Raw genomic sequence first — 8513 nt, forward strand, 5'->3', positions numbered from 1 at the left:
ATCCGAAGCGAAGGCATTCGACGATCGGATATCTGAGCCCTATGGAGTTCGAACGGAAGGTCGGATTAGCTTAAGCCGGTGTCAACAGAACCGGGTGCAGCTCAGATAGCCCTCCAAGGCCCAGGGAAGGCCGTGGAGGAGATTGTGACCTGGCCGCACTCCGACAGGTCTGGAATCCTTTAAATCACGCCCAGAGCAAGGTCTTCGCGGCGCGTCCGTCGATGGTCCAGTCGAGAACATCGAGCAAAAACCAGGCTTAAGACCAGCCTTAAGACCAGGCTTAAGACGCGGCCAGATGGTGACAATTTGCCTCCATGGTTGGCCAGAAGGTGACGATGGTCCTTTCGACGCGCCAACCGTCCAGAAGAGAGGGATTGGCATAAGTTGTGCTATAATCAGCTGATACATGGTTGAGGAGCCAATTTGATGCGCAAGCTTCCCAAAACGGAACAGCCGGCCAGTTTCGGATTCGACAAGCCCGCCAGGGAGCGCTTGATCGACGCCGCCCAGACAATGTTTCGTTTTCTCGGTATCAGGGTCGCGAACGGCTTGATCGCCCACGAGGCGCATTCGAATATGGAAACCCTGGTCAAGTATTTCGGCCATGGCGATGCGCTGATCAGCTATTTCATCAAGTCGTTGATTGCGGAGTCGGAGACGGTTTGGGAGGTGATGAAGGAGGACCATCCAGGCGATCCGGAGGCGCAGCTGCGGGGGTGGCTTGCGACGGAGCAAGAGAGTGCGGGTCGTCCGATGCAGCCCCAGATGCTGCTCGCGCGCACGGCGGCGGAATTGTACGAGCATCGCAAGAACCCTCAGCTGAGCGAGATCGAACAGTATTGGCGGGCCGAGCGGCGCCGGGTGGTCGGGCTTTGTCGATCCTCCGGATTGCGCGATCCTGTGGAGCTCGCCGACAAGCTCTTGCTGATGGTCCACGGTGCACGTAACGAGCGTAATGCCTACGGGGCGTTTGCGCCAAGCCGGTTGCTGCAGCAGGCCGGGAATGAATGTCTGGTCGCGCACGGCGCCGGTAAGGCGAAGGTCGAGAATGCAGTTGAGACCAAAGCAGATCGCGCATGACCAAAGCCAATGATGCTGCCGTGGTCGTCTTCACCTCCGAGACCAGGCAGAACATTCTGGATCAGGCGGGCTCCCGCGGTTGGGTGCTCAGTCCGAAAAGCGTCGAGCGATGCGCCTATCTTGTCTGCTGCCGACGGCAGGATTGGAACAACAAGGCCGAAGGCATCGCGTCGCGAGCAGCGTTCCTGGTGGGACGTATTTCGTCGCTCACGACACTTGACGACCATGTGAATGCGAGGGGACAGGGGCGATTTCGGATTGGAATCTCGGAGTTCGCCGACATTGCCGCCGCGGATGTCTGGCGCAAGGAGCTGCGCAATCCGGTGGCCTATGCCGGCCTGAAGGAGCTCGGGATCGAGCAGCGGCGGCTGAAGTTTCAGCCGATCCCCGAATCTTCACCGGCGGGACCGGGCAAGGAGCGTGGTGGCTTGACCATTGCCGAGGCAAAAAAGGCTTTGGCGGCCACCTTTGGCGTGCGGCCCGAAGATATCGAGATCATCATCAAGGGGTGACGGAGATTAACCACGGCGCGCTTCGAATCCTGCTATTCAACAAGTATATTTGAAATATCCGGATAGATGATGGTATACCTGAGGCCTATCCCCAAAGGAGAGGTCCAATGAGTGATTTTCGCATCGAGCACCTACCCACTGCCGAGTTGAAGCCGAACCCCGCCAATGCCAGGCGGCATTCGCGCAAGCAGCTGCATCAGATCGCAGCCTCAATCCGCGAGTTCGGTTTCAACAGCATCGTTGTCGCCGATGATGAGGGGGTGATCCTTGTCGGCCATGGCCGGGTCGAGGGTGCCCGCCTGGCGGGATTGGAGCGGGTGCCGGTGCTGCGGGTCGGCCATTTGACTCCCGCGCAGAAGACCGCGTTCTCGCTCGCCGACAACAAGGTTGCGCTGAACTCGGATTGGGACACAGACCAGCTGCGCGTGCTCTGGCGCGAGCTGACGGGCGCCGAGGTCAATTTCGATCTGGAAGTGACCGGTTTTGAGACTGCCGAGATTGACCTGTTGGTCGATGGCGAAGCGAACCGCGAGAAGCCGGATCGCAGCGATCTGGTTCCACCCATCAGGTCAGAGGCGGTGTCGCGGCTCGGCGACCTCTGGATGCTGGGAGACCACCGTCTGCTCTGCGGCGATGCGTGCGATGCGGCTTCGTTTGCCGATCTGATGGACGGCGACCAGGCTCGCTTGGTCTTTACCGACCCGCCCTACAACGTGCCAATCGATGGGCACGTCAGCGGGCTTGGGGCGGTCAAGCATCGCGAATTCAAGATGGCCTCAGGCGAGATGAGCTCAGCCGAATTTGCAGGGTTCCTGGCCTTGGTGTTCGGCAATATGGCCGAGGTGAGCCTAGATGGTGCGATCCATTTCATCTGCATGGATTGGCGCCATATCGACGAGGTCTTGAAGGCGGCCGGTGGCGTCTATTCCGAGCTGAAGAACCTGTGCGTCTGGAACAAGAGCAATGGCGGCATGGGGTCGTTCTACCGCTCCAAGCATGAGCTGGTGTTCGTCTACAAGGTGGGCCTAGCGGCGCATCTGAATACGATCGAGCTCGGCAAGCACGGCCGCTATCGTACCAATGTCTGGGATTACGCCGGTGCCAACAGCTTTCGCTCGGGGCGGGAGGCCGAGCTCGAGATGCACCCGACGGTGAAGCCCACCGCACTCGTGATCGACGCCATCAAGGATTGCTCGCGCCGCGGCGAGATCGTGCTCGATCCATTTTGTGGGTCCGGGACCACCATCATGGCGGCACAGAAGTGCCGGCGGCGGGCGCGTGCGATCGAGCTCGACCCGCTCTATGTCGATGTCGCCATCCGCCGCTGGCAGACCTATACGGGACAGCCTGCGACAATGACACTGACCGGCGAGACCTTTGCCGAGGTCGAGCAGCGTCGATCCGACCCGCTTCAGTAAGGCATTTGGCTAGGTTTTTGGCCGGGCAGCGCAATTGCGGCCCCGCGTCAAGAGCTCGAAACCGCTTGGTAGAGTGGTATATCTGGTTGGGTTAGAAGGTGGAACATGAGCTTAAACATCAAAAGCCCACAGGCGCATCAACTGGCGACTGAGCTGGCACGGCGGACCGGGGAGACACTGACGGCTGCTGTGACCAATGCCGTTCGCGAGCGGCTAGAACGGGTTCGCCATGAGCAGGGCGTGGGTCTATCGGATCGCTTGCTGAAGATCGGCCGGGATTGCGCCAAGCGCTTGAAAGAACCGTACCGATCGGCCGAGCACGGCGATCTGCTCTATGACGAGCGCGGGCAGCCTCGATGATCATCGATACCTCTGCGCTAGTTGCCGTTCTGGGCGAGAAGTCCGAGGCACAGCGCTACGCACTCGCGATCGAAAGTCATCCGATCCGACGCATGTCAGCTGCAAATTTCGTCGAGGCGGCTGTCGTAATCGATGGCAGCCGGGATCCAATAGCCAGCCGGCGTTTCGATGAACTGATGAAGGAAGCGCAGATTTCGATCGAGTCTGTGACCGAAGCCCAGGCCCAAATTGCGCGCGAGGCCTATCGCGATTTCGGCAAAGGCAGCGGCCATCCTGCCAAGCTGAATTTCGGCGACTGCTTTGCTTACGCGCTCGCCAAGAGTACCGGAGAGCCTTATTGTTCAAGGGCGATGATTTCGTCCACACCGATATCATTCCGGCTCGCACCTGACGATTTCTGTTGCAATGTCTGCGCGTGCTCGCTCGTGTCCGATGCGGGTGGTAAGGCTCTCAGCAGCGGCCGCGCACAGTCAGCCTGCGACACTTGCCAGGCGCGCGGGTGACGTGAGCAAAGAGCCCCAACGGTAAAGGCGCTCATCCGAATCCCGAATATAGCGGTGACGGGGAACCTTGGTGAAGTCGAGCAGCGCCGTGAGTAAGCGCACTTGTTGCTGATGGTGCGCACAGCTTAATGCAGCAAGTCCGGCTACCGGTCGGATGGCGGGCAAACTTACTGTTCGTCAATAGTTTGTAGCAAGCATGTGGGTTGTCGACGAGGAGGCAGGGGATGGACAAGCAGGACGCCATGGCTTTGCTGGTTGCAAAGCGCCGCGCCGAGGCCGGAGGCCGCTATAATCATTTGCACCTGTATGACGGGGGGAGCTGGGACTTCGATTTCGTCGTGCCCTGGACCAAGTCGGCCTGTCGTCTGGATGCCGACCTCATGATCGTCGGGCAGGATTGGGCGTCTGAGGATTACCTTCGGCGTAACGATGATGCGGAAAAGCGTGCGGACCGGGCCCTGACCGGGCAGGACGCCCATCTTGCGACCAACCAGAACTTGAAGCGTCTGCTGGCCCATTTTGGTCTGTGCTTTTCGCAGACCTATGCCACAAACGTGCTGGTCTTCATCAAGCCAGGGGGGATGAGCAGCAAGGTCCCGATGAAGGATCTGTACCGCTGCGCTGTCACCTACACGCTCCCTCAGCTCGACATCGTGAAGCCGCGAATGGCTTTATGCCTTGGGGCCATGACATTCGATTCCGTCCGGTCGGCCCTCGGTTTGGGGCGGCTGGGATGGCGCGAGGCCTGCATTCCATCTGCACACACGCGTATGGGCCCCACCGAAATCTACGGCGTCCCTCACACCGGCAGTTGGGGAACGAAGAACGCGGGAGGACCACTAGCGGTCGAGGCGATTTGGGCCGCTCTCGCCCGCCGCTTCCACGCCCCTTCTGGTTCTGCTCAGGAGTCGTTCGCTGCAGATCGGTCTTGATCGATGTTTTGGCGGCCTGATCGTTCAAGATCGACCAGCGTGATTGCGCGATCGCGCTTTGCTGAGTGCGTGCGCATTTGTTGATTATGACGCTGACCCGAGCTATAATACATCACCTCGCACGAGAGCTGCGGTTGAGCCCATATGGGCTTTGCGTGATGCACAAACCCGGCATGTAGTACGTAAATGATGGCGTGACGCCTGATGGGTCCGAATTCCTGCTCGCAGGGATTTGGTCACCGGAGGCCACGCCAATTTTGTTTTGTGTGTCCTCCTTGAATGCTTTTTTTCGAGGAGTAACGATATGAGCCGTAATCGCAACGGGCAGTTTTCAAAGGGGACCACCGGCAATCCGAAGGGCCGTCCGCGGAAGCGGTCGCATCCCATCTCGGATGGTCAAGTGCGGCGCGATTTCTTTGATGCGACAGAAATGCTGGTGCCGATCATCGAAGGGAATGAGCGGAAGATGATCCCAGCGCACCATGCCATAGACAAGCAGTTGGTGATCAAGGCCGTGTCAGGGGACATGCGTGCCATCTGCGAATACAATAAGAGGCGCGAGCGCTTCACGCTTGAGCATGTCAAGTCGCAGCTTAAGAGTCTCGAACTCATCTTTGAGGGTGAAGACCGGATCCGTATGTTCCCTGAAGACGTCACGGACGAGTACAAGCGCGTGCTCGCACTGCTGCGCATGAAGATCGATCCGGATTACTTGCTTTAGAAAGCGCGAAGATTTTCATTCTCCAATTGGGAGCGCTCCTCGCGCTCCCTTTTTTTGTGTTCGCAATGCGCGGCGACTCAGTCCTTCAGTCCGGAAGGTGAGTGTTGGGTCACGACATCACTGATCGAGATTTGACCGTGTTCGGCACCTGTTAAGCGCCTGTTCAGCCCCTGTTTCGAACCTGCTCGGCCATTCCTTCGCAAGCGGAGAGGGCCGCGCAAGTCTCTGTTTGGACAGCAGCTTTTGTCGCCAGCCGCGACCGCGGCCATCGATCGCGATTTTTTGCAGGCAAACTCCGAAAGGGTTTATCCCGCCTCGCATCGGTTCTGTCGCCGCCGGGTCTCTGTTGAAGGCGGCGTCCTCTCGCGGAAGCCTACAGCGAGCCGCTCCGCCGGCGCCCGAGCACGTTGCGGGCTTTGATGTCGAGTGAAGGTCTCGCAATAGTCCTGGTCCTGATCTCACTCGCGATATCCTCACCGGACGGAGCCTATGGGAACGACGACCGCCGATATCTCCCCCGAGCGAGCTGATAGAGGAACCAACTAGGACAGCCATGGATTGTCCACCAAACAAGGGAGATCATCGATGATTAGAAACTCTGCACTCGTGGCACTCACATGCTTTGCTCTGTCCGCGCCGGTCTTCGCCCAAGGTGGCGGCGGTGGCGGCGGTGGTGGTGCAGGCGGAGGGGCCGCCGGCGCCAGCGCGGGCTCGGCGGCGAGTTCCGGCGCGGGCACAGGCACCTCGTCGAGCAGCGCCAATTCCGGACCCTCGGGCCCCTCCGGTATGGGAACGCAAGGCACCACGACAGGCGCCAATCACAGCACCGCCTCGCAGAACAATCCGAACGTCCAGCCCCCGACGGCAAATGGGACGTCTCCATCCGCCGCGCAGGCGCAGCGAAACTCCGGAGCTGGGCATACCTCGAATGGTATGCCTATCGGTAGTCCAGGCACGGGCACCAGCAACGAGGACCAGAAGTAGCGAATAGATCGGACAGCCCGCGGCCACTTGTGCTAGAGCCGGGGATGAAAAAATTCATTTTCACGATGCTGCTCATTGCGACATCTGGATTGGCGCAGAGCGAGCCGGTCCCTCCGAAGGCACCCATAACCGATCGCGAACAGGTTCAGGCCGATCGTGCGCGGGCGGCTTCGGAGGAGAAGAATGCCCCGACAGCCCGCCCTTGGGACAGGGGCGCGGATGGCAAGCGGCCATGGGAACGAGGGGCACCACCGAAATAGCGGGGCCTGAAGTAACAGGCTTGGACTCGCAGCTTTGCGAGTATCGAAACTTCTCGCAGCGACATCACGCTACCTGATAGTGACGTCCACGATGATGATCGATGATCCGCGCTGCCTCCGGTTTTCGCCCGACACTGCAATGCGAAACCGGTTAGTTCCAGGGCTCGAGGACGCTTGGTAGCGAAACGACGGGCCGGCGATCGTCGCGACGCCGGCACTCGGCGCATCCACCAGTTTAACTTCATTCAGGAGCTGTGTTTTGCCGCGCAGACCTTGCAGGCACTCCGTCCCGGATGGAATCGAAACAGTCCAATACACGGTGTCAGAAGCAAGCTCGAAGCGCTCGGGCCGGGAGACGCATTCACCCGCGGTCGCAGCGTAGGCTTGTAGCCAGCAGCCGGCAAAAATACATAAGCTCGCAGCGGCTGCTTTGATTTTCATGCGGCCGCTCATTCAATCATCACTGTTGATCGGCTCACGTGGACGTCCAGCAAAACCGCCGCCACCGGTGGCCCGGGTTGCGGCGGTTCAGAGTTGAACGCATTTATCAGCTCAACGGCTTTGCCGCTCACCGAGCATACCAATACCCCCACCAGCGTTGCGACACGGGTCGCGCTTCTGCCTTCATGGCCGCAACTTCCTCGACGGGACGAAGATTGGGACCATAGACCGCAGGCGGGTAGACTCCATCCCAAAACACGTAACCGGTTCGGACGTAGGCCGCCCGATGGTGCGTCGGAGCAAGCGTGAGTTCCGCGGCCGGAGCTGCGGCCGTCATCAAGGTGAGGCCAAGAACAGAAAGAGCAATGGTTGGAGTAAAGGTGCGGACATTCATTGGATGGATCTCTCTCAAAATGGACGAGAAATAATGCGACGGCTTTCGAAAGGTTGCAAGTGTGGATGTCCGTAGAACGGTCGCGAACTCCGTTCTTCGGGTGCGCCGGAGGAAGGAGTGTGTGGTTCGAACCGAACGGACCCGGCAGCAACCACCGGTTTCAGAAGCTATCGGTGCCGCTGGCCGAAGACTGCGCTAAGGCAAGCTTGGATGCTGCTCATGTTGAGATCAGGCGTGAGCAATCTTTCGGCGCCAGATGTCATCGAGAACCATGATGTCGACACACTACTCGCTCTTGATGGGGACCACCATTCAGGACGGCTCGCATGGCATCTGTATCTATCTCCGCTTTGATTTTCTGCGCTGGATTCGTTTCAGGATATGCGCTTCGCGCCTGCCGTCTCCAACGAACGAGCACGAACGATCCCTGCGGCACCTCAAGCCGAATTGCCCGACCGAACCCCAGCTCAGCGTTCGGTCATGCTCGACGGGCCTTTTAGGAGCGACACCTCGGCACATCGATTCTTCCGGCAAGGGAAGCACGCGACATGACCGAGCTTAGAAAGGACGCTCCGCGACGGTACATCGTGGATGGTGCCGGACAGCGCGTCCTTGTCGGCCTGACGATTGCGGAGACGATCGAGTTCGAGACGTTGGACAATCCCGACACCCTTCCGGGCACTGACGGTCCTATCGATCAGGACAAGCCCGGGCAGCGATGGCTGGAGCTCTACGCCAAGCATGAGCAAGCCTGGAGCGCTTGGATGGCCGAAACGGGACCACGGCGGGAAAAGTCGCTCACGCTCAACTAGGGTCTGTTGGGATTCAGGATTCTCATCGGGGCTTGGTTGTGATTCAAGCTTGGGATGGACCGATTCGTTTTGACTGACGCCCAATGGGCGAAGATG

At 59.4% G+C, this 8513-nt stretch carries 9 protein-coding genes; 8 read left to right on the plus strand and 1 reads right to left on the minus strand.

The annotated features are described in order from the left end of the window. Positions 1–426 precede the first annotated feature (426 nt). The 7 genes from IVA74_RS32240 to IVA74_RS32270 all read left to right on the plus strand — a co-directional run bounded on the left by IVA74_RS32240 (position 427) and on the right by IVA74_RS32270 (position 5526). The gene (locus IVA74_RS32240) at positions 427–1080 is read left to right on the plus strand and encodes a hypothetical protein (RefSeq protein ID WP_247351018.1); all 654 of its coding nucleotides are present in this window, start codon (positions 427–429) and stop codon (positions 1078–1080) included. Continuing rightward, positions 1077–1592, plus strand: a complete 516-nt coding sequence (locus IVA74_RS32245) for a hypothetical protein (protein ID WP_247351019.1) — start codon at positions 1077–1079, stop codon at positions 1590–1592. The genes IVA74_RS32240 and IVA74_RS32245 overlap by 4 nt, the downstream gene beginning before the upstream one ends. A gap of 107 nt (positions 1593–1699) precedes the next feature. Continuing rightward, a complete protein-coding gene (locus IVA74_RS32250; protein ID WP_247351020.1) occupies positions 1700–3010 on the plus strand; it encodes a DNA methyltransferase in 1311 nt (436 codons plus the stop codon). Positions 3011–3115: 105 nt separating this feature from the next. Further along, positions 3116–3370, plus strand: coding sequence for a type II toxin-antitoxin system VapB family antitoxin (locus tag IVA74_RS32255; protein ID WP_247351021.1), 255 nt, complete (start codon positions 3116–3118; stop codon positions 3368–3370). Next, complete coding sequence (locus tag IVA74_RS32260; protein ID WP_247351023.1) at positions 3367–3873, plus strand: type II toxin-antitoxin system VapC family toxin; 507 nt, start codon at positions 3367–3369, stop codon at positions 3871–3873. Before IVA74_RS32255 ends, IVA74_RS32260 begins: the two co-directional genes overlap by 4 nt. Before the next feature lie 224 nt (positions 3874–4097). Then, complete coding sequence (locus tag IVA74_RS32265; RefSeq protein ID WP_247351024.1) at positions 4098–4805, plus strand: uracil-DNA glycosylase family protein; 708 nt, start codon at positions 4098–4100, stop codon at positions 4803–4805. A gap of 304 nt (positions 4806–5109) precedes the next feature. Then, entirely contained in the window at positions 5110–5526 is a 417-nt protein-coding gene (locus tag IVA74_RS32270) for a DUF5681 domain-containing protein (RefSeq protein ID WP_247351026.1), read from the plus strand. Positions 5527–6839: 1313 nt separating this feature from the next. Here the strand turns inward: IVA74_RS32270 and IVA74_RS32275 are convergent. After that, a complete protein-coding gene (locus IVA74_RS32275) occupies positions 6840–7211 on the minus strand; it encodes a hypothetical protein (RefSeq protein ID WP_247351028.1) in 372 nt (123 codons plus the stop codon). A 942-nt stretch (positions 7212–8153) separates the two neighbouring features. Between IVA74_RS32275 and IVA74_RS32280 the strand changes: the two genes are divergently transcribed. Further along, positions 8154–8417 (plus strand): hypothetical protein, encoded by a 264-nt coding sequence (locus tag IVA74_RS32280; RefSeq protein ID WP_247351030.1) that lies wholly within the window; start codon positions 8154–8156, stop codon positions 8415–8417. The last annotated feature ends 96 nt before the right edge of the window (positions 8418–8513 follow it).

The sequence above is a fragment of the Bradyrhizobium sp. 132 genome (genome assembly GCF_023074185.1).
Lineage (GTDB): Bacteria > Pseudomonadota > Alphaproteobacteria > Rhizobiales > Xanthobacteraceae > Bradyrhizobium.

Coding starts and splice junctions, on each gene's coding strand:
- IVA74_RS32280 (WP_247351030.1), top strand. CDS start 8,154: ATGACCGAGCTTAGAAAGGACGCTCCGCGACGGTACATCGTGGATGGT.
- IVA74_RS32265 (WP_247351024.1), top strand. CDS start 4,098: ATGGACAAGCAGGACGCCATGGCTTTGCTGGTTGCAAAGCGCCGCGCC.
- IVA74_RS32250 (WP_247351020.1), top strand. CDS start 1,700: ATGAGTGATTTTCGCATCGAGCACCTACCCACTGCCGAGTTGAAGCCG.
- IVA74_RS32275 (WP_247351028.1), bottom strand. CDS start 7,211: ATGAAAATCAAAGCAGCCGCTGCGAGCTTATGTATTTTTGCCGGCTGC.
- IVA74_RS32260 (WP_247351023.1), top strand. CDS start 3,367: ATGATCATCGATACCTCTGCGCTAGTTGCCGTTCTGGGCGAGAAGTCC.
- IVA74_RS32245 (WP_247351019.1), top strand. CDS start 1,077: ATGACCAAAGCCAATGATGCTGCCGTGGTCGTCTTCACCTCCGAGACC.
- IVA74_RS32255 (WP_247351021.1), top strand. CDS start 3,116: ATGAGCTTAAACATCAAAAGCCCACAGGCGCATCAACTGGCGACTGAG.
- IVA74_RS32240 (WP_247351018.1), top strand. CDS start 427: ATGCGCAAGCTTCCCAAAACGGAACAGCCGGCCAGTTTCGGATTCGAC.
- IVA74_RS32270 (WP_247351026.1), top strand. CDS start 5,110: ATGAGCCGTAATCGCAACGGGCAGTTTTCAAAGGGGACCACCGGCAAT.